The sequence below is a fragment of the Paraperlucidibaca wandonensis genome (genome assembly GCF_042677145.1).
Lineage (GTDB): Bacteria > Pseudomonadota > Gammaproteobacteria > Pseudomonadales > Moraxellaceae > Perlucidibaca > Perlucidibaca wandonensis.
The window spans coordinates 640,642-659,259 of sequence record NZ_JBHTIT010000001.1; the positions used below are offsets into that span (position 1 = coordinate 640,642).

Sequence of the window (18,618 nt, forward strand, 5' to 3'; positions counted from 1 at the left end):
TTTTTTAGCGTAAAGTGAGGCAAAGAGTAGTATATGAGAAATAAAATAATTCTTTTTGATATAAACGAGACAGTTCTAAACCTTAAGTCTTTGCAACCAAAATTCAATGATGCTTTCGGTAGTGAAGAAGCTTTATCACTATGGTTTTCGAAATTACTACATACTTCAGCGGTTTGCGTTATTACAAATGTTAAAACAAACTTTTCTAAACTCGCAGATTCCATGCTTGAATCAACTGCGGAAAATTTCGATTTACAGCTATCTGAGTTAAAGCGTAATGAGCTTTTAAGTGCATTTTCTAGTTTACAACCACATTCAGATATTAAGGATGCGCTAAGTAAGCTACGCTCAAATGGGTTTAAAGTAGTAGCTTTTTCTAACTCATCATTGAGCCTTATTTCTGCCCAAATAAAAAATGCTGGGCTAACAAGTTTTTTCGATGAAATTATATCTGTCGAAGAAACAGGAAGTTTTAAACCAGATCCAAATGTGTACAAATTTGCGGCTAATGTCTTAGGCGAGTCTGTAGAAAATCTTTGTCTTGTTGCGACTCATGATTGGGATACGCATGGTGCTTTATCTGTTGGTCTAAATGCTGCCTACATAAATCGTACCGATACTCCTTACCATCCTTTCTATTTAAAGCCAGACATTCAATCAAATACTATGGATGGCATAGTTGATCAAATTGTAGAAGCGTATCTATAAAAATATGGTACTGACAAGTTAACTCGCCGGTTGAGATAATTTCCCCATGAGTACCGCGAAGAGGTTGGGGTCAGGCCTTGATATTTTCCGCTCCGATTGCTAATGCGGGCAAAAAACAAGACCGGACCCTTTGCCCGCTGAGTAAGGTGCCTCTGTATTTCCTATAGCTTAATCAGGAATTTCTCGCCCGTTGCCTGCTTGGCGTACTTAGCAATATTGTCCAGATGCAAGGTTTCTGCCAATGACACCTCATGGGTGTAGTGACTGGCGAAGGTAGTGGTAATTTCTGCAGCAATACGCTTACGCATGGCAATATTGGTTTGCGCACCCAATTTCCCCAGTACGTTGAAAAGCAGGAAGCCGTTAACACCCCATGCAAAGCCAAAACTGCGGTTCAGGTTGATAGGGCCGCGATCCAGTGCGCCATAGATATAAACCTGCTTGTACACATCAGTGCCATATACGCTGTACTCGGTCATATTGCGCGAGGCAGCAGCTTCCATGCAGGTAAGAATATCGCTAGCCAATTTGCCGCCACCAATGGGGTCGAAGGCGATAGTGGCGCCGGTGGCAATGAGCGCTGCGGTCAGGTCGGCGTAGAAACTGTCACTGCTGGAATTGACGATGTATTTGGCACCCATGTCACGCAGTAAGGTTTCCTGTTCTGGTTTGCGCACAATGTTGACCAAATCGATGCCGTCGGCGATACAGATGCGATTGAGCATCTGCCCAAGGTTGGATGCCGCCGCTGCATGCACGATGGCCTTATGGCCTTCGGCACGCATGGTCTCAACCATGGCCAGTGCAGTCAGTGGGTTAACGAAGCTGGAGGCTGCTTCAGTGGCGCTAGTGCCCGGCGCTATTTCCAAACAACTTCGAACATCGGCACATAAATATTTACGGTAGGTTCCGCCACCAATGACCGCAACAGTTTTCCCCATCAGGCTTTTTGCGGCGGCTGATGAGCCGGTAGCAATGACCTTGCCAGCGCCTTCGTTGCCTACGGGTAAAGACTTGCCAACCCGGGCCTTAAGAGCGCTCATAAATTTGGCGGGTACTTCGGCCCTGATGACAGGGCGATCTGCGCTGCCGGATTGGATGGCAGTTGTCATGTCGGCCAGACCAAACATCACACCCAAGTCAGATGGGTTGAGAGGGCAAGCCTGCATCTGGATCACGACCTGATTTTCGCCGGGCTGGGGGATCTCTATTTCGCGAAGAGCAAGTTCCAGTTTGTTGTCGTCGGTGATCGTTGATGTGAGTTGTAGGTTTGTGTCCGTCATGTTTTTTGACTCCTGGGAAAAGTTAAGCAGGGAAACTCTGATTGAATCCCACCTACGGAGTATTTAGTTAAATATCCGGTGCAGGCGAGCTAAATATTTAATTATTTTCGCCTTCAATCTCCGTCGTCTCGGGGGTGATCGGGTGGCTCTCCAGTTTGGCCAGTCTTTCCTCCTCATGTTCTGACTCCCTGAGCACCATGATCAGTACTGACAAGTTAACAGTTCGCTATCGCATAGATCGGGTGGCTGCCGATGAGAAGATTTAGGGTAGGTAGTGTTAGAGTTATCACGTCTGGACCCAGAGTTGACCATAGCGATCATTCCTTCTGGTGTGGATGCCAGCAAAAATTGGCGCCGTCGCCATCAGCGGATTCTAGGAGACTGAAATATGAAGATACTAGTCAACACCGATGCGAGCATTCAGGGCAACGAAAAACTTGAACAGCATACTCAGGCCACCGTGCAGAGCGTACTAGGCCATCTCGCGGATCATATTACCCGTGTGGAAGTTCATCTCAGCGATGTGAACAGTTCCAAGGGCGGAAACGATGATAAACGCTGCCTGATGGAGGCGCGTATGGTGGGTCACCAACCGATCGCGGTTACGGACACTGCATCCAGCATCCATCAAGCCATTGACGGTGCATCGGAAAAGCTCAAACGCTTGCTCGACCACACGCTTGGGCGGATTCACGATCGCAAGGAACGCAGTCAACCTACTGATGTCGATATCGATATCGATTAAAGCGATGGCCTAAAAACGGTACAGGCAAGTTAACTCGCCGGTTGAGTTAACTTGTCGATGAATACTTACAAACGACATCGTTTTCATCCCAGCATCATCAGCTATGCGGTATGGGTCTACTACCGCTTCAACTATCGGTGCTGACAAGTTAAGTCACTGCTTGTGATAACTCACGTATGAGCACCTACAAACGACATTGCTTCAATCCCAGCATCAGTAGCTTATAAAGAGAGTGTCTTGCCTAGCATTGACATTATAGCCGATCGGTCTAATATATCCCGTATGACAAATATCAAGCCCCCAATTCGCCGCGGACGCCCACCTAAAATTGATAGAGATTTTACGGATACTCGTGCAGCACTGCTTAAGTGTGGAATGGAGGTGCTAACTGAGCAAGGTTTCGCGGCTACGGGCATTGATACTGTTCTTAAGAGGATTAGTGTCCCCAAAGGGTCTTTTTATCACTACTTCGATAATAAAGAGGCTTTTGGGCAAGAGGTGCTTAAAACCTATGCCGCTTACTTTGCGCGCAAGCTTGATCGCTGGTTATTAGATGACTCTGCACTGCCTTTGCAGCGTATCGCCAACTTTGTTGAAGATGCCAAAGCGGGTATGCAGAAGTACCAATTTCGCCGAGGCTGCTTAGTCGGAAACTTAGGTCAAGAGATCGTAGTCCTGCCTCAAAGCTTTCGTTATGAGTTGGAGGCTGTCTTGCTTGACTGGGAGAGGCGGTTGGCCGCGTGTTTGTCTTTGGCCAAGGATCAAAAGCAAATTGGTTTGGATAGTGATTGTGATGCATTAGCAGCATTTTTCTGGATAGGTTGGGAGGGGGCCGTGTTACGGGCAAAGCTAGTACAGGATGTAAGGCCAATGGATAGCTTCATGAATGGCTTCTTGGCTGGATTGGAGCTGTAGTTTTATTTTGATATTTTATAGACGATCAGTCTAAATGAGAGGAATTATGTTTAAGGCAATTTTGATTGATAAAAATACTGACACTTATAGCGCTAGTGTGACCGAGCTCAATGACGATCAGTTACCTGATGGCGATGTTACGGTGCAAGTTGCGTACAGCACTTTGAATTATAAAGATGGACTGGCTATTAGCGGTCGCAGCCCTGTAGTGCGACGCTTTCCAATGGTGCCTGGTATCGATTTAGCAGGCACTGTTGAAACTAGTAGCCATCCTAACTTCAAGGCAGGTGACCGAGTACTACTTAACGGTTGGGGAGTTGGCGAAGGGCATTGGGGCGGCTTGGCTCAAAAAGCTAAACTCAATGGCGATTGGCTGATTCCACTCCCCAAAGCAATAAATGAGCGCCAAGCAATGGCAATTGGTACTGCCGGTTACACAGCAATGCTTTGCTTGATGGCACTTGAGCGGAATGGCTTGAAGCCAGAGCATGGCGACGTGTTAGTAACTGGAGCCAATGGAGGGGTTGGTAGCTTTGCAATTGCATTGTTAGCTCACCATGGTTATTCCGTGATTGCTTCTACTGGTCGCCCAGATGAGGCGGACTACCTAAAGCGCTTGGGAGCCACAACGATTATTGACCGAGCTGAGCTTAGTAATCCCGGGCGAGTACTAGGAAAGGAGCGTTGGGCTGCGGCAATTGATTCGGTAGGCAGTCATACGCTTGTAAATGTGTGCGCTGGAACTCGTGAGAATGGGGCAGTGGCTGCTTGCGGCTTAGCTCAAGGTATGGATTTTGCTGGGACTGTTGCACCATTCATTCTGCGCGGCATTAGCTTGCTAGGTATTAATAGCGTTACTAGGCCCTACACTGAGCGTGTTGAAGCCTGGGATCGTTTGGGCACGAGTATGAATTTAGATCTGCTAGCTGAAATCACTAATGAAGTCAGTCTCAGCGAGGCCATTGAGACTGCACACGAGTTACTCGACGGTAAGGTTCGAGGGCGAGTAGTGGTAGATGTGAATCGCTAATGCGCTACTTTTTAGCCTAGGCATTTATAGAGAATGCAATTATGACTACAGCACCGGCGCCACGCCAAGTCGCCACCCGCCGCTCACCTCCGAATCGCCGGCCGCAGGTGATATGTCATGACAATCTGAGTAACAGTCATATTGTCAGTGAGCTGCAGCAGCTACACGAAGATTTCACGCCCACACCTTGGCTATTCAATGAGCATGCACAGCTGATCTTTCATAGTCTACGCAAGGGTGGGCGGCGAAGTCAGCGCGGCACACTCCTATATGATCATAGTGAACAGTTAGTCATGCGTGATGGTGGGCTGACGGCGCTGTACTGGTGTGGCCACGACCTGCCGCCGGATACACCGACCATTGTGGTGCTGCATACCATCTCTGGCAGCCCGGAAAGCATGGCAGAACTGGTGCGTGACCTTAGCCAATTCACTGGTTGGCGTGTCGTGCTCTGTCTTAGGCGCGGCCACGCCGACCTGCCACTGCTGACGCCGCGTATGAGCTTATTCGGCTGCACCGATGATCTACGCGAGCAGCTGGCGGTTATCCGTGTACGTCTCCCTGAATCCTCGTTGTATGCAGTCGGCTCCTCGGCCGGCTCCGGTCTGTTGGTGCGTTATTTGGGCGAGGAGGGAGATGCCGCACCATTCTGCGCTAGCTTCGCTTACTGTCCTGGTTATGACACTGACACTAGCTTTGATCATGTGCATCCTCGCTATAGCCGGATAATGGCTAAGAAGTTGGTGCGCCAGTTCATCACACCCAATCTCGAACGCATCGCGCATATGCCCACAGCTCAGCGCCTGAATGCGGCCGATGATTTGGCGATGCTGCATCGCGCGCTTTACGAGTTGGCTGGGCATGATGACTACGCGGCCTATGATCGCGCTAGCAACCCTATGCATGTCTTCGCAAACATCCGCAAGCCGCTCATGGTGCTGAATGCAGAGGACGACCCAGTCTGCCGCATTGGCAATTTGGAACCTTGGCTGGATGGTATGCGCCAAATGCCGAATATCATTCTCGTGACGACCGCCGAAGGTAGCCACTGCGCGCATTACGAGGGCTGGTTGGCGCGCTCGTGGTCGGCGAAGCTGATGAGTGAGTATTTTCAGGTTATGCGGGGGCTTTCGATCTGATGCTGACGAGTTAATTCACTTATTGGGATAGTTCACTGATGAGCACCTACAAACGGCAAGCAGCACTACTATTTCTAACGAACCATGCAGCAGTATCTAATCTATCAGGATAAAAAAGCCCGCACTAGGCGGGCAAACGATCAGCAGATACGCGGGTTTAGGCTCGCCACAAGAGAGCGTGACGAGCCTATACACTTACTTTTTCAGATCAAAACGATCCAAGTTCATGACTTTATTCCAAGCTTTGACGAAGTCTTGGATAAACTTGCTTTGGCCATCGTTGCTGGCGTAAACCTCAGACACGGCGCGTAGCTCAGAGCTAGAGCCAAAGGCTAAATCCACCGGCGTTGCCGACCATTTGTACTTGCCCGTGGCACGGTCACGTCCTTCGTACAGGCCGTCGGATTTTGCCGAGGGCACCCATTGCGTCGACATATCGAGCAGATTGATAAAGAAGTCATTGCTCAATGTGCCGGGGCGATTGGTGAGTACACCTTCGCGGGCGCCGCCTACGTTGGCATCGAGCGCGCGAAGACCGCCCACGAGTACTGTCATTTCAGGCACGGTAAGGGAAAGCATATTGGCGCGATCGACTAGTGCGTCGGTAGGTTTGTAGAGGCTCTCGGTGCTGTAGTAGTTACGGAAACCATCGGCCTTAGGCTCGAGCATGCTAAACGATTCGACATCGGTCTGTGCTTGTGTGGCGTCCACGCGGCCCGCGGTGAAGGGTACGCTCACCGTGAGACCGGCCTTCTTAGCTGCTTGCTCAATAGCGGCGTTACCACCGAGCACAATGACATCGGCCAAAGAGACTTTTTTACCACCTGTAAGCGATTTATTAAACCGCTCTTGCACCTTAATCAACTTGGCTAAGACATCGCTTAATTCGGTTGGGTTGTTAGCGGCCCAGTCTTTCGCCGGCGCTAAGTTAATCCGTGCACCATTAGCACCGCCGCGCATGTCCGTGCCGCGATAGCTGGCGGCTGATGCCCAAGCTGTGCGCACTAGCGCAGGGCTCGACACACCAGAAGCCAAAATCTTCACTTTCAGTGCTTTCACATCTGCATCGCCGATGATTTTGTAGTCGGCTTTTGGCAGTGGATCTTGCCAAAGCAGTGTGCCTTGCGGTGCGTCGCTGCTGACGATGTAGCGCGCTTGTGGGCCCATATCGCGATGAGTCAGTTTGAACCACGCCTTAGCAAAGGCCAGCTCGAAGGCTTTTGGGTCTTTGTGGAAGCGCTGGGTGATTTCGCGATAAATCGGGTCTTCTTTCAGCGATAAATCGGTAGTGAACATGATGGGCGCATGGCGCTTGCCAGCTACGTGCGCATCGGGAACTAAGTTTGAGGCCTGACCATTGGCGGGAATCCACTGGATAGCACCGGCGGGGCTCTTAGTTTTGACCCAGTCAAAACCGTAGAGATTGTCGAGGTACTGCATGGTCCACTGCGTTGGGCTCACCGACCACGCACCTTCTAAACCACTGGTGATGGTGTCTTCGGCATTACCTTTACCGCATTTGTTTTTCCAGCCAAAGCCTTGTTCTTCGAGGCCGGCAGCAGCGGGTTCAGCACCTAGGCACTCTTCAGGTTTGTGAGCACCATGGGCTTTGCCGAAGGTGTGTCCGCCGGCAATCAGCGCTGCGGTTTCTTCATCATTCATGGCCATGCGGCCGAAGGTGTCGCGAATGTCTTTGGCGGCGGCTAATGGATCGGGATTGCCATTCGGGCCTTCGGGGTTGACGTAAATTAAGCCCATTTGCACGGCGGCCAAAGGTTTTTCCAGCTTACGGTCGCCGCTGTAGCGTTTGTCGGCCATGAACTCATTTTCTGGGCCCCAATAGACGTGGTCGGGTTCCCAGTCATCGGTGCGGCCACCGGCGAAGCCGAAAGTTTTAAAGCCCATGGACTCGAGCGAGACGTTGCCGGTTAAGACCATTAAATCAGCCCATGAAATGCTGGCGCCATATTTTTGCTTAATCGGCCAGAGCAGGCGACGCGCTTTATCTAGGCTGGCGTTATCGGGCCAGCTATTGAGCGGCTCGAAACGTTGTTGGCCACCGCCAGCACCACCGCGACCATCAATGACGCGATAGGTGCCGGCGCTGTGCCAGGCCATGCGAATAAAGAACGGACCGTAATTGCCATAGTCAGCTGGCCACCACGGTTGTGAGGTAGTCAGCACTTTCTTGATATCGGTTTTAACGGCGTTTAGGTCTAGTTTGGCGAAAGCTTTCGCGTAGTCGAAGTTGGCGCCGTAGGGGTTTGACTCTACGGCATGTTGGCGTAAGGCTGACAGGTCAATGACTTCGGGCCAATAGAATTGGTGGCCACGCATTTCAGGCGCAGCAACAGCACTAGCGGGCAGTAGCGGCATGGCGACTAAGGCAATGGCCGCGGCGAGTGATTTCATGGTGGTTGAGCATGTGAATGGTGTGCGCATTTTTATTCTCCGAATACACTAGGGCTTGGGGAGCACAACGATCTCAAGATGAGCTCGCTACTTTCCACTCGTTGTAGTGTATGAACTTATTGAGCGGTCCAAAAATTGATTGATTATTAATTTTTGATAGCTTTAAGCAATGTTGTGTGGGTTGCTGGGTACTGACAAGCCAAGTAGCTGCTTGTGAAAATTCGTTGATACCCACTGCTTATCATGCCACGGCTAAGGTACTGACAAGTTAACTCGCTGGTTGAGGTAATTTGCCGATGAACACATACAAACGACATCCCTTTCACCCCAGCATCATCAGTTATGCGATATGGGTCTACTACCGTTTCAACTTGAGCTTTCGTGATATCTAAGACTTGCTGGCAGAGAAGGGTATCTCTGTCAGTTATGAGGCGATCCGTCTTTGGTTCATCAAGTTTGGATCCGAATACGCTCGCAAGCTTAAGCGCAGGCATATCGGCCTCGGCGATACGTTTTATCTCGACGAGGTGTTCATCAGGATAAACGGAAAGCAGCACTATTTGTGGCGAGCTGTCGCTCAAGACTGTGAAGTGATTGATGTTTATGTTCAGAGTCGTCGTAATGGTGCAGCACGTGGCAGTTCTGCAAGCGCTTGTTACGCAGCAGTAGCGGCGAGCCACAACGATAGTCACTGATAAGTTGGCAAGCTATAAGGTAGCTCAGCGCGAGCTAATGCCGATTGCTCATCACAATACAGTTAGATACGCTAACAACAGAGCTGAGCAATCGCACGAGTCTACGCGGTTCAGGTAGCGGTGGTTGCTTAGAGGAGTAAGGGTCAACTATTGCTGCGCTAAGCAGTTAACTCGTCAGTACCCTTAAAACATCCATTTGGCTAAATTCACCAAGCTGACCAGACTAATTAAACTGCCGACTAGCATCAGCAGTGTGCGCGTTTTCAAATGCCGCGTGATGAGCGCGGCGAATGGCGCAGCGAACAGACCGCCCAGGGCGAGACCGGCGACAAAAATCCATACCGTGCTATCTAGGATGGTGAAAAAAGCCGCGGCCACAGTCACGGTGAGAAAAAATTCCGCGAAGTTTACCGAGCCAATGGTGGTGCGTGGGTCGTGACCAGCACCGACCAATGACGTCGTCACAATCGGGCCCCAACCACCGCCCCCGGTGGTATCCATAAAGCCACCAAACAGCGCCAGCGGCGCGACTTTAGCGGCATTAATTTCGCGCGCTTGCTGGATGGTTTTGAAGGCTTTGCTGAATACATACAAACCCATGAGCAGTAAATAAGCACTGATAAATGGTTTTAAGAGCTGACCATCTACGTTGCTTAACACATAGGTGCCAAGTAAGCCGCCAATGAGGCCGGGCACCAGCAAACTCAGCACCAGGCGCTTGTTCACATTGCCCAATTTGAGATGAGAGATGCCGGAGACGCCGGTGGTGAACACCTCGGCAAGATGCGTGGCGCCGCTGGCCATTGCGGGTGGTGCGCCTGCGGCAAGTAAAAAGGTGGTGGCAGTAATGCCGTAGGCCATACCCAAGGCGCCATCGATCATTTGTGCAACTAGGCCAACGGCCACGGCTGTCCAGAACAGCGGGTTGTGCAGGGCGTCGAGCACGAGTGTGCTGCCGGAGATCACGGCGTTGCCCCAAAATAGACGATAGACGAAGTAGCCAACGAGGCTGACTAAAATCGCAACAATCATATAGCCCGCGATGGTCAGCAGCGGCTGCTCTTGCGCGTGCGTGACCGCGTACTCCACCGGTGGCAAACCAAGCGCTTGATGCTCGGGGTTAATGGCTTGATCGTTGAGGTCTGGGTGACGAATTTTCATGGCCGAGGGCGCCGTAAGTTGCCGAGATGCGCCATCATATAAATAGCTTATGAGAATTAGAAATACCGATTTATCGCAATAAATATAACTTTGGTTATATCAAAAATAGCCCTCGGCCTTCTTTTTTCCATTGAGCCATCTTGGTCATAGTTACTAATAAGTTGGCCAGCTACAAAGTTGCTCTGCGCGAGCTAATGCCGAGTGTTCACCACAAGACAGCTAAATACGCGAACAACAGGGCAGAGCAATCGCATGATTTGACGTGATTTCGAGAGCGAGGGGTGAGGTGTTTCAAGTCGCCGAGCCAGGCTCAGCTACTCCTAACGAATCATGCAGCAGTATCTAATCTACTCAATCTAGGCAGGCATCTAACTTCAGCAAGCCAACGTGGAGATCTGTAGTTGCGTAAAGGCGGTAAGGTCAATTCTTGCTAAGCCTGAAGGTTAACTTGTCAGTACCTATTGCTCAGACCAAACCGCAAACTCATTACCACTAGGTTCGCTGAAATGAAATCGGCGACCGCCTGGAAAACTGAAGATTGGCTCAACTATTCCGCCACCAGATGCTTCAATTTTGGCTAGTGTCTGCTCAAGATTGTTGCTATAGAAAACAATTAAAGCGCTACCATTCCGGGTGCTAGCAGCTAGGTCAGACTTGAAAAATCCACCATCGAGACCTTGACCTGAGAATGCGATGTAGTCGGGGCCATAACTCTCAAATACCCATCCGAACGCGGCTGTAAAAAAACTTTTGGTCACAGCTAGATCGCGTGCGGGAAACTCGACGTAATTGATCTTTTCATGGGCAGGCATGGCGTACTCCGTTAGTTTGGTGCCGACAAGTTAAGTCACTGCTTGTGATTATGCCGTTATGAGCATCTAAAAATGACATTACTAGTGATCTCTGAGCTTCTCGTAATAAGCACGAAGATCACTACAACTTATGAGCCTTATGTAGGCTTGCTGTAGCTGCAACTAATAAAGGCCACCATAACAACTGTCTCACAATGGTGAGCTCAGGTAATAGCTCACTGAGCCCAGTATTAGGCAAGCAAGGGCGACGTAGTCCGCGGCGACTACACGCTGCACTTGTGGGTTTACACCCCCTTCAGCCCAAGCAATCAGTAAAAACGATATAACGCTTATAAACCCCACCAATAAGCCGAGTCCTTGATAGGTGGGAAGCCAAGCTGCGCACAATAGAAGTGTGCCAAGCAATCCAAATAGCACGGCTCGATGGCGCATCAAAATAGCAACATTTGAGTCCGTCGTATCAATGCCGTAGCCACTATTAATGCGCTGACGGCTAATGACACCAACAAGTGGCATAAGATGAATAATCGCAACAATTGTGAGTAAAACAGATAGCGTCATTTGCATTTTGAAAGCTTCCTTCAAGCGATTATGAGCAATAGCAGTTACGAGCATACTAGTCAGGGCGACGTCCCCCGTCGCTTGAGGAGCCACAAATGCTGCTATCAGGTGGCCAAGACTATAACGAGATGTGCTCCAGCTGCCATTTGAAGCCTGGAGTAACGACCTCTGATATGAATGCAGGCCTATACCCGCAACCACCGAACTTGTCGCTTCCTCGCATGATGAACCTTGATGCGAAGCAGCGCGCCGCACGCCACTTCTGGTATATCAAGCATGGGGTGAAGGCTAGTGGCATGCCTGCGTGGGGTGGCTCACATACGGATGAGCGAATTTGGGCTATGGTAGCGTTTATTCAAAAAATGCCATCGTTAACGCCGGAGCAGTATCAAATCCTGACGGCACCAGCTGAGGGTGAGTCTGCGGTGGCACACGATGAAATGTAATGATTGAGAGGGCTTCAAGATCAGCATTCCTAATCAACCGTTAGCGTGTTTTCAAAGAACTATATAGGTGTTGTATGGCGCATCAATTATCAAGACGGCAGTTTGTTCAGGGCGTTGCCGTAACGGGTCTCGCAGTGAGCTCTGGCGCTTGGGCAAATTCAGGTATGCAGGAGACGGGTCGCGCTCTAATGCCGCATTTAACAGGCAAGAGTTTTGATCTGGCAATTGATAGAACAGTGGTCAATTACACTGGAAAATCTAAAGTCGCTACGGTGATAAATGGCAGCTTGCCTGCGCCTGTTCTGCACTTCAAAGAGGGTGATACGGTCACTATCAACGTGACTAACCACTTGAAGGAGTGGTCATCGATTCACTGGCATGGGCTTTTACTGCCATTTGCTATGGATGGCGTGCCGGGTATTAGCTTTAAAGGCATCGCTCCCGGAGAGACCTTTACCTACCAGTTTCCCATTTTGCAAAGCGGCACCTACTGGTATCACTCTCACTCAGGATTTCAAGAACAGACAGGAATGTTGGGGGCAATCGTTATTGAGCCTCGTGATGGCGAGACCATCCAAGCCGACTGTGATCATGTGGTTATGCTTTCAGATTGGACCGATGAAAACCCCATGGTGCTGCTGAATAAGCTCAAATCTGAGTCCGACTTCGACAACTATCAGATGCCGACAGCAGTGCGCTTCATTTCAGATGTGCGTAAGAATGGCTGGAAGGACACGGTAGAGAATCGAAAGATGTGGGCTGAGATGCGGATGAACCCGACAGACTTTACGGATCTTTCGGCTCATACCTATACCTATCTAATGAACGGCACCAATCCGGCATCGAACTGGACGGGGCTTTTTAGCAAAGGTGACAAGGTTAGATTGCGCTTCATCAACGCCAGCGCTCAAACGATATTTGATGTGCGCATACCCGGTTTGAAGCTCACTGTTATCGGTACCGATGGACAGTTGGTCGATCCAGTTACCGTTGATGAGTTTCGCATAGGCGTGGCGGAAACCTACGATGTGCTTGTTGAGCCTAGCGAGAATGCCTACACGATATTTGCTCAAAACATTGATCGTTCAGGTTTCGCTCGCGGCACTTTAGCGATCCGTGATGGCTTGTCTGCAGCGGTGCCGGCGCTGGATAAAATTCAATGGCTGAGCATGGGCGACATGATGGGGAATATGTCGGGTAAAACGACAGCGAGGCATGCCAGCACAGAATATGGTTTTAGCACCGACATGCATGTCGATTCGCCGCGAACAAACTTAGATGACCCAGGCGTTAACCTGCGTAATAACGGCCGCCGAGTTTTGACCTATGCTGACTTGCGCTCCATTGGTGAAGCTAATGACGAGCAGTCTGAGCCTACGCGCGAATTAGAGCTGCATCTAACTGGCAATATGGAGCGCTATATCTGGGGTTTCGATGGCCTAACGTTTCAAGAGTCTACGCCGGTTTATATAGCCAAAGGTGAGCGAGTGCGGATCACATTAGTCAACGACACCATGATGACGCACCCTATGCATTTGCATGGCATGTGGAGTGATCTTCGCGACGCGAATGGAGACTTCCAAGTTCGCAAGCACACCATCATGGTCCAACCTGCGCAGAAAATTTCCTTCGATGTGACCGGTGAGGAGGGGCGCTGGGCATGGCATTGCCATCTTCTGTACCACATGGAGTCCGGCATGTTTCGTGAAGTGGTGGTGGACTGATTATGAAAATAGTATTCGCGCTAAGCGCATTGTTACTGAGCTTTCCCGTGCTTTCGGCGGAAGCAGAAATGGATCATTCGAGTATGCATATGGGCGATAGCTCTATGGATATGTCGGGGATGGATATGAGTAATGGCGCCATGGATCATTCAGGCATGGATATGGGCAAAGGCTCAATGGATATGTCTCATATGAACCATGGTGCTATGAGTATGGGATCTATGGGGAAGAGTGGTAAGGCGCCACCTGACGCTCGCAGCCCTGATTACTCGCAGGGCCGAGATTTTGGCCCCATAGCTCCTCCGAAAATGATGGGTAACGGCATTATGTCGAGTGTGCTGATTAATCAGCTCGAGGCTGCCAATAGCAACGGAAAGATTAACTCTGGCTATGACGTTGATGCCTGGGTTGGCACTGACTGGAATCGCTTGGCATTGAAAGCTGAAGGAGAGGCTGCTGATAGCAAACTTGAGGAAGCGCGGACTGAGTTGCTTTGGCGAAAACCTGTCGATACTTTCTGGAATACCGAGCTTGGTGTGCGCCACGATAGTGGAAAAGAAAAGCGACGAACATGGCTCGCCTTAGGCATCGATGGCATGTCGCCGTATTGGATAGATCTTGGCGGTACGCTCTATCTCGCGAATCAAAATCGAGCAGCTTTGCGCCTCGAGGCCACTTACGACTGGCGTGTCACTCAGCGCATGATTTTGCAACCTACGGTTGAGACCAATCTCTATAGCAAAGACGATGCAGAACGTGATGTTGGGAAAGGGCTTAGCGACTTACAAGCTGGCTTGCGTTTGCGCTACGAAGTCACACGCCAATTCGCCCCGTATATTGGGGTCGAATCAACGTATCACTATGGACGAACCGCTGACATGCTGCGGGCAAAGGGTGAGTCGACCAACAGTGCGGTGGTGGTAGCGGGTGTTCGGCTTTGGTTTTAAAGCTAGGCTAGTGCATGCGATTAGTCCCAGCGAGTCATTACCGACTCACTGGGAACGTTGCACTAAAGAGTTGAGGGATCAGCGGCGTAATGACCAACTTTCTCTTTTGAAAAGCTAGTGAGTCAATGGTTTATTGAAAGACCTGCTCGATAGCATCGATAACCAAACCAGTTACAGCATTGATTAGCAGAATGTCCTCACCTACGCGTACGACCTTTTGACCAGCTGGTGTATTGCCTAACTCAGAGAGCAAGTTGCGAGGTAGGTTGTAATAAACCACGTCGGCTGGCAGTGGCTGACCTTTCGCCCATTTCTTGGCTTGCCCTGGAGGCTGGCAGCCATTGTTTTTCTTCGCTAAGCCGGGAGGGCAATGGCCGGACTTTTTAGCTTTGGTGCTGTAATAGTCGTTGATCTTCTTCGACTTACTCTGATCGAAATAGCTGGTGTATTGGTTTTTATCCTGCTTTTTTCCTTGATCATGATGTGCCGAGTGATCACCACCATGCTCAGCAAAGTCGGGCTTTTTAGCAAAAGCAGGACCGCTGACTAGCAGGCTTAACCCTACGGTGATTGCTGCAAGATTGTTCCAAGATTTCATGACATTCCCCTAATAGTGTGTGGTGCTCAATGTCACGATAGGCAAAATTGAAGACCTGTGCACTTTAACGACTGAGTGTGATTTGCCGCTTACTTGCAGTGATTGATGTTTCTTCTACAAACTAAAAGCGCCAGTTTTGATTCAATGTATTTGCCATGAGTGATACATACGCCTTGTCAGAGGGGGTACTGACAAGTTTACTCGCTGGTTCAGATAATTTGTCGATGAGCACATACAAACGGCATCGCTTTCACCCCAGTATCATCAGCTATGCGGTAGTCTCAAACTTATTTAACCTTGGAAGACACTTGATCCCTGCAAGTCATTATCGACTCACTAGAACTGCAGGGTTAGTAACTTGCTTAAAGCTATTGGCGCGTTTAAATGTGCCAATATCATTAAATCGAACACCCATTTCACGCATAACGTTATGTGCAATTTTTGCATTCCACTGGCGAATATAGAACGGCTCTTTCACGGCAAAATGATGAATTGCGTGAGTGCTGCCGAAGTTGAAGCAAAATAACTGCATTGGCATCAGCCACCAAGGGTTTAGTACTTGGCATTGCTGCATGACATTACGCGCTTCAACATCACCGTAATAGTGCATATTTGAGCTTATGAAATGTAGACAGAATGTGCGCAAGAGGCTGGGTAACATATAGACCACAGCAAACACGTTTAGACCATTAAGAAAGCCGGCATACCAAGTAGGAAGCGTGATACTAAAACTTAGTGCACTGGCGATGAGTAGCACGACATGGGTGACGACCCAAGTATGGAATAGTGCGTAATATGCGGTGCCCAAGGGAAAGTAGGCATGCAGCTGCTCTTTACCCATGGCGCGTGCTTCAGCGGCAGTCGCTGGCTTTTGCGATTTGATATAAGCCTTTGTGGCACGCAGCATTTCCGTTGGCCGCAGGTATACGGCCATCATATTGTCACCCAACATCACTAGGCGCTTGATGCCCCAGGGCACGCCATTAGTGATGCCGCGCTCCTCTAGATCAGACTCAGTGCCGGAAAATTTATGATGGTGCAAGTGCAGCTTACGGCGCACAAACGGATTGACGGTGCTGGCACGAGCCACCCAACCTAGCGCTAGCATGAGATTGTTGGCCCAAGGCTTTTTACGGAAATACATCAAGTGAATCAGGTCGTGCTCAAGCTCATGAATGAAGGAGGCGAAGAGGGCAGTGAGCGGCACGCAGACCCACCAAGCGATAACGCCTTGAACGTAGAGCACGCCGCTGGCAATCATGCCCAGCAATGACAGAGCCATAATGCTGGCCCCAATGAAGTCTTGATGTTTTAGCCAGTGATGACGCTCTCGTAATGCGACACCGGCATCAAGCACTTTGGTGCGAATATAAACAGACTTTTGCTCATCCGTTAGTAGCTCAGCTTTGACTGCGGCATTCATAACGCCCCCTCCTTTTGATTATGTGTATGCAGAGTAGGGCTTACGATTGATTGTAGTGAGGGGGTATTACGCCAAAAATCTGTCAATTAAGGCCATTGCTAAAGTCTCGACGCCAATCACGTGGAGATAGCCCACTCCATTTACGAAAAGCGCGAGTGAAGTTAGCAGGATCTTGGTAGCCCAATGACTGTGCTATGGCCTCTATTGATAAGCTGATGTTATGTAATAAGTCACACGCATGTTGGTAGCGGGCGGCATCTAGTAAGCGCTGATAACTTTGCCCCTCTGCTTGCAGTCGGCGCTTGAGAGTGCGTTCTGACATATGCAAAATTTGGGCGAGGGTATTTAGGTCTGGATATTGATAGCGATGACGCTGGAAAAGCTCACTTACCTGCACGCTGAGTGTTAACTCGCTTCTTACCATTTTCGCCATTTCTTGCTCGCATTGAGCAATCGCTATTTGAGCTGTTGCAGGATTTGCCGATGCAATTGGTGTGTCTAATAAACTAATAGGAAAGCGAATTTGTGGGCTGCTTTGATTAAAGTGAAAACGTGGCAGCCGCTCTTTGTAACGCGCGTAATAGCTTGGTTCAGCATAGGGTACCCATATTTCGCTTTGCCAGCCTGAAGGTGTGCTACCGCCGTGAATGATCCGGCCAAATAGACAACATAGCTCGACTAGAACCATATTGAATATAGCTTCATATAAGCTGCCTAAAGGCCTGGTTGCCTGTAGCTCGACCACCATGTGGCCGCCTTCTTGGTGGATATTGGTATGGAATAGAGGGACGCGGGCACTTAAGTAGCGTTGACTTAACGCTAGTGCGTCTCCAACCGTAGCGCAGCTCATCAAGCCAAAGCCTATAAAGCCGTGTTTAGTGATCTGGCTGGCCAAACCAATTTCGTAAGCGATACTGGGGTCTTGGCTGACGCGTAATGCATTGCTTAATATCAGCGCATGTTGCTCGCCAGAGATGTACCGGTCGTGCTCAGCTAGTTGCGCGAGCGTGAGTCCAGTGCTGGCTAATACGTCCTGCTCGCACAATCCACGGCCACGCATTAAGTCGACTAAAAAATGGCCATAAATAGCGGGTAGGCGATTGCTGCTGAGGTCGTTACTGACGCTACTCATTCAATTCACCTTAGCCATGGTGCGGCATTGAACTTATTTAACCTAAGTGGTATTTGGTCCTAGCAAATCATGATCGATTCACTAAGACAGTTGCGTTTTAGCCTTAGAAGCTAACTTGTCAGTTTTTTGGCCGGGATAAACGACATAGCATGCTCTGTGAGTGCAGTGATCGTTAGTGACGGATTCGCGCCGAGGTTAGCACCCAACATTGAGCCATCACAAACCATCATGTTTTTGTAGCCGTAAAGGTACTGACAAGTTAACTCGACGGCTGGGATAATTTGCCCATGAGTACCTACATACGACATCGTTGACATCCCAGCATCATCAGCTATGCGGTATAGGTCCACTATCGCTTCAACTTGAGCTTTCGTGATATCGAGGACTTGCTGGCAGAGAAGGGCATCTCTGTCAGTTATGGGGCGATCCGATTGTGGTGCATCAAGTTTGGACCAGCATACGCTCGCAAGCTCAAGCGCAAGCATATCGGATTTGGCGATACGCTTTATCTTGATGAGGTATTCATCAAGATAAACGAAAAACAACACTACTTGTGGCGAGCCGTCGATTAAGACGGCGAAGTGGTCGATGTAGTCGCCGTAATGGCGCAGCGGCTCGGCAATTCTTCAAGCGCTTATTACGCCGCCACGGCGGCGAATCGCGAACGATAGTCACTGATAAGTTGGGAAGCTACAAAGTTGCGCAACGCGAGCTAATGCCGACTGCTCATTACAATACAGCTAAATACGCGAACAACAGGGCAGAGCAATCGCACGAGTTGACGCGACTTCGAGAGCGAGGCATGGGGCGGTTCAAGTCGCCGAGCCAACCACAAAGTTTAGAGGGTGGTTTCACGAAGAGTCTGACTCTGACTTGCTGATAAGTAT

Annotated in this window: 20 protein-coding genes and 1 pseudogene; 12 read left to right on the top strand and 9 right to left on the bottom strand. The window is 49.7% G+C overall.

The window, feature by feature from the left end; genetic code table 11:
* Positions 1-33: 33 nt before the first annotated feature.
* Complete coding sequence (locus tag ACFQ0F_RS02880) at positions 34-708, top strand: haloacid dehalogenase type II (protein ID WP_379068942.1); 675 nt, start codon at positions 34-36, stop codon at positions 706-708.
* 161 nt (positions 709-869) lie between these two features.
* On the opposite strand, the gene ACFQ0F_RS02885 is transcribed toward ACFQ0F_RS02880, so the two are convergent.
* Complete coding sequence (locus ACFQ0F_RS02885) at positions 870-1,991, bottom strand: zinc-binding dehydrogenase (protein ID WP_379068945.1); 1,122 nt, start codon at positions 1,989-1,991, stop codon at positions 870-872.
* 388 nt (positions 1,992-2,379) lie between these two features.
* Here ACFQ0F_RS02885 and ACFQ0F_RS02890 point away from each other — a divergent pair, with 388 nt between their 5' ends.
* From ACFQ0F_RS02890 to ACFQ0F_RS02905, 4 genes are all read left to right on the top strand, one after another.
* Complete coding sequence (locus tag ACFQ0F_RS02890) at positions 2,380-2,736, top strand: HPF/RaiA family ribosome-associated protein (RefSeq protein WP_379068948.1); 357 nt, start codon at positions 2,380-2,382, stop codon at positions 2,734-2,736.
* Positions 2,737-3,018: 282 nt separating this feature from the next.
* On the top strand, positions 3,019-3,651 hold the full coding sequence (acuR, locus tag ACFQ0F_RS02895; protein WP_379068950.1) for an acrylate utilization transcriptional regulator AcuR: 633 nt from the start codon (positions 3,019-3,021) through the stop codon (positions 3,649-3,651).
* A 46-nt stretch (positions 3,652-3,697) separates the two neighbouring features.
* Entirely contained in the window at positions 3,698-4,681 is a 984-nt protein-coding gene (gene acuI / locus ACFQ0F_RS02900) for an acrylyl-CoA reductase (NADPH) (protein ID WP_379068953.1), read from the top strand.
* A gap of 41 nt (positions 4,682-4,722) precedes the next feature.
* The gene (locus ACFQ0F_RS02905) at positions 4,723-5,820 is read left to right on the top strand and encodes a YheT family hydrolase (protein WP_379068956.1); all 1,098 of its coding nucleotides are present in this window, start codon (positions 4,723-4,725) and stop codon (positions 5,818-5,820) included.
* A gap of 195 nt (positions 5,821-6,015) precedes the next feature.
* Here ACFQ0F_RS02905 and katG read toward each other — a convergent pair whose 3' ends face one another.
* Positions 6,016-8,262, bottom strand: coding sequence for a catalase/peroxidase HPI (gene katG / locus ACFQ0F_RS02910; protein ID WP_379068959.1), 2,247 nt, complete (start codon positions 8,260-8,262; stop codon positions 6,016-6,018).
* Positions 8,263-8,627: 365 nt separating this feature from the next.
* Between katG and ACFQ0F_RS02915 the strand changes: the two genes are divergently transcribed.
* Positions 8,628-8,927 carry a DDE-type integrase/transposase/recombinase gene (locus tag ACFQ0F_RS02915; protein ID WP_379068962.1) on the top strand — a complete coding sequence of 100 codons (300 nt, stop codon included), beginning with the start codon at positions 8,628-8,630 and terminating at the stop codon, positions 8,925-8,927.
* Positions 8,917-9,045, top strand: coding sequence for a hypothetical protein (locus tag ACFQ0F_RS02920; RefSeq protein WP_379072076.1), 129 nt, complete (start codon positions 8,917-8,919; stop codon positions 9,043-9,045). Before ACFQ0F_RS02915 ends, ACFQ0F_RS02920 begins: the two co-directional genes overlap by 11 nt.
* Positions 9,046-9,110: 65 nt before the next feature.
* On the opposite strand, the gene ACFQ0F_RS02925 is transcribed toward ACFQ0F_RS02920, so the two are convergent.
* Positions 9,111-10,088 carry a sulfite exporter TauE/SafE family protein gene (locus tag ACFQ0F_RS02925; protein WP_379068965.1) on the bottom strand — a complete coding sequence of 326 codons (978 nt, stop codon included), beginning with the start codon at positions 10,086-10,088 and terminating at the stop codon, positions 9,111-9,113.
* Between the two features lie 140 nt (positions 10,089-10,228).
* Here ACFQ0F_RS02925 and ACFQ0F_RS02930 point away from each other — a divergent pair, with 140 nt between their 5' ends.
* Positions 10,229-10,354 (top strand): DDE-type integrase/transposase/recombinase, encoded by a 126-nt coding sequence (locus ACFQ0F_RS02930; protein ID WP_379068968.1) that lies wholly within the window; start codon positions 10,229-10,231, stop codon positions 10,352-10,354.
* A gap of 192 nt (positions 10,355-10,546) precedes the next feature.
* Here ACFQ0F_RS02930 and ACFQ0F_RS02935 read toward each other — a convergent pair whose 3' ends face one another.
* Complete coding sequence (locus ACFQ0F_RS02935) at positions 10,547-10,900, bottom strand: VOC family protein (RefSeq protein WP_379068971.1); 354 nt, start codon at positions 10,898-10,900, stop codon at positions 10,547-10,549.
* 189 nt (positions 10,901-11,089) lie between these two features.
* Complete coding sequence (locus tag ACFQ0F_RS02940; RefSeq protein ID WP_379068974.1) at positions 11,090-11,554, bottom strand: hypothetical protein; 465 nt, start codon at positions 11,552-11,554, stop codon at positions 11,090-11,092.
* A 2-nt stretch (positions 11,555-11,556) separates the two neighbouring features.
* Here ACFQ0F_RS02940 and ACFQ0F_RS02945 point away from each other — a divergent pair, with 2 nt between their 5' ends.
* The 3 genes from ACFQ0F_RS02945 (at position 11,557) to ACFQ0F_RS02955 (ending at position 14,578) form a co-directional block, all read left to right on the top strand.
* Positions 11,557-11,907 (top strand): c-type cytochrome, encoded by a 351-nt coding sequence (locus tag ACFQ0F_RS02945; protein WP_379068977.1) that lies wholly within the window; start codon positions 11,557-11,559, stop codon positions 11,905-11,907.
* A gap of 74 nt (positions 11,908-11,981) precedes the next feature.
* Complete coding sequence (locus ACFQ0F_RS02950; protein ID WP_379068980.1) at positions 11,982-13,631, top strand: copper resistance system multicopper oxidase; 1,650 nt, start codon at positions 11,982-11,984, stop codon at positions 13,629-13,631.
* 2 nt (positions 13,632-13,633) lie between these two features.
* Positions 13,634-14,578, top strand: coding sequence for a copper resistance protein B (locus ACFQ0F_RS02955; protein ID WP_379068983.1), 945 nt, complete (start codon positions 13,634-13,636; stop codon positions 14,576-14,578).
* Positions 14,579-14,708: 130 nt separating this feature from the next.
* Here the strand turns inward: ACFQ0F_RS02955 and ACFQ0F_RS02960 are convergent, their stop codons facing one another.
* The 4 genes and pseudogenes from ACFQ0F_RS02960 to ACFQ0F_RS02975 all read right to left on the bottom strand — a co-directional run.
* Positions 14,709-15,176, bottom strand: a complete 468-nt coding sequence (locus tag ACFQ0F_RS02960) for a hypothetical protein (RefSeq protein WP_379068986.1) — start codon at positions 15,174-15,176, stop codon at positions 14,709-14,711.
* 325 nt (positions 15,177-15,501) lie between these two features.
* Entirely contained in the window at positions 15,502-16,599 is a 1,098-nt protein-coding gene (locus tag ACFQ0F_RS02965; RefSeq protein ID WP_379068989.1) for a fatty acid desaturase, read from the bottom strand.
* 82 nt (positions 16,600-16,681) lie between these two features.
* A complete protein-coding gene (locus ACFQ0F_RS02970; RefSeq protein ID WP_379068993.1) occupies positions 16,682-17,731 on the bottom strand; it encodes an AraC family transcriptional regulator in 1,050 nt (349 codons plus the stop codon).
* 110 nt (positions 17,732-17,841) lie between these two features.
* Positions 17,842-17,979: pseudogene (locus ACFQ0F_RS02975) on the bottom strand (hypothetical protein); the annotation flags it as partial.
* Between the two features lie 305 nt (positions 17,980-18,284).
* On the opposite strand from ACFQ0F_RS02975, the gene ACFQ0F_RS02980 reads away from it, so the two are divergent.
* Positions 18,285-18,611, top strand: coding sequence for a DDE-type integrase/transposase/recombinase (locus ACFQ0F_RS02980; protein WP_379068996.1), 327 nt, complete (start codon positions 18,285-18,287; stop codon positions 18,609-18,611).
* Positions 18,612-18,618: the final 7 nt, after the last annotated feature.

Coding starts and splice junctions, on each gene's coding strand:
- ACFQ0F_RS02905 (WP_379068956.1), top strand. CDS start 4,723: ATGACTACAGCACCGGCGCCACGCCAAGTCGCCACCCGCCGCTCACCT.
- katG (WP_379068959.1), bottom strand. CDS start 8,262: ATGCGCACACCATTCACATGCTCAACCACCATGAAATCACTCGCCGCG.
- ACFQ0F_RS02960 (WP_379068986.1), bottom strand. CDS start 15,176: ATGAAATCTTGGAACAATCTTGCAGCAATCACCGTAGGGTTAAGCCTG.
- ACFQ0F_RS02880 (WP_379068942.1), top strand. CDS start 34: ATGAGAAATAAAATAATTCTTTTTGATATAAACGAGACAGTTCTAAAC.
- ACFQ0F_RS02885 (WP_379068945.1), bottom strand. CDS start 1,991: ATGACGGACACAAACCTACAACTCACATCAACGATCACCGACGACAAC.
- acuI (WP_379068953.1), top strand. CDS start 3,698: ATGTTTAAGGCAATTTTGATTGATAAAAATACTGACACTTATAGCGCT.
- ACFQ0F_RS02935 (WP_379068971.1), bottom strand. CDS start 10,900: ATGCCTGCCCATGAAAAGATCAATTACGTCGAGTTTCCCGCACGCGAT.
- ACFQ0F_RS02970 (WP_379068993.1), bottom strand. CDS start 17,731: ATGAGTAGCGTCAGTAACGACCTCAGCAGCAATCGCCTACCCGCTATT.
- ACFQ0F_RS02955 (WP_379068983.1), top strand. CDS start 13,634: ATGAAAATAGTATTCGCGCTAAGCGCATTGTTACTGAGCTTTCCCGTG.
- ACFQ0F_RS02925 (WP_379068965.1), bottom strand. CDS start 10,088: ATGAAAATTCGTCACCCAGACCTCAACGATCAAGCCATTAACCCCGAG.
- ACFQ0F_RS02950 (WP_379068980.1), top strand. CDS start 11,982: ATGGCGCATCAATTATCAAGACGGCAGTTTGTTCAGGGCGTTGCCGTA.
- acuR (WP_379068950.1), top strand. CDS start 3,019: ATGACAAATATCAAGCCCCCAATTCGCCGCGGACGCCCACCTAAAATT.
- ACFQ0F_RS02965 (WP_379068989.1), bottom strand. CDS start 16,599: ATGAATGCCGCAGTCAAAGCTGAGCTACTAACGGATGAGCAAAAGTCT.
- ACFQ0F_RS02945 (WP_379068977.1), top strand. CDS start 11,557: ATGCTGCTATCAGGTGGCCAAGACTATAACGAGATGTGCTCCAGCTGC.
- ACFQ0F_RS02890 (WP_379068948.1), top strand. CDS start 2,380: ATGAAGATACTAGTCAACACCGATGCGAGCATTCAGGGCAACGAAAAA.